The 661-nt window shown below is 26.8% G+C and carries 1 protein-coding gene; it reads right to left on the reverse strand.

Going from position 1 to position 661, the window contains the following annotated elements:
• Positions 1-151: 151 nt before the first annotated feature.
• A partial coding sequence (locus G3997_RS06490) for an N-acetylmuramoyl-L-alanine amidase family protein (protein ID WP_296644641.1) occupies positions 152-661 on the reverse strand: 510 nt, incomplete at its 5' end.

Raw genomic sequence — 661 nt, forward strand, 5'->3', positions numbered from 1 at the left:
AAATTCGCTACGCTCATTTCGCCAATGATATGACACTCGCTACCGCTTCGGTCATATCCATTGCTCAAAAATTTATTGATATTATCTGTATTCAATTCATATTTTATTTATAAAAAATATCTTTAACAATTCCTTTATATGGAAAAAGCACTTATATACAATATAAAATTATATATAAGTGCTNCTCAATATTATACAATYTTAAAATATTATCCTTAATAGCTCTAGCAATAGCTTTAATATTATCTTCATTATTTAAATCTTTCTCACAAAATTCATTAGATATAAAATCCACCTCAAGTAAAGCTGACTTCATAGAAGTATTTCTTAGTACATATAAATTTTTACTATACTTTACTCCTCTGTTTTTAATATTTAAAATACTGCAAATATCACTACACAAATCACTAGAAAATTTATTAAGCTTTTTATCTTCACTATACTGCCACACTTCAACACCCCTAACACTTTTATCCTTAGCAGCATTAAYGTGAATAGATAAAAAATAACCAGCTTTAAAATCATTAGCCATCTTAACTCTTTCCTCTAAAGATAAATATTTATCAGACATTCTAGTAAATTTAACMTCTAAGTCTACATCCTTTAACATATCCTCTAAATACTTTCCAATACTAAGTACCACCATAGACTCCTTAGTTCT

This window comes from Romboutsia sp. 13368 (genome assembly GCF_018336475.1).
Taxonomy (GTDB): Bacteria; Bacillota; Clostridia; order Peptostreptococcales; family Peptostreptococcaceae; genus Romboutsia.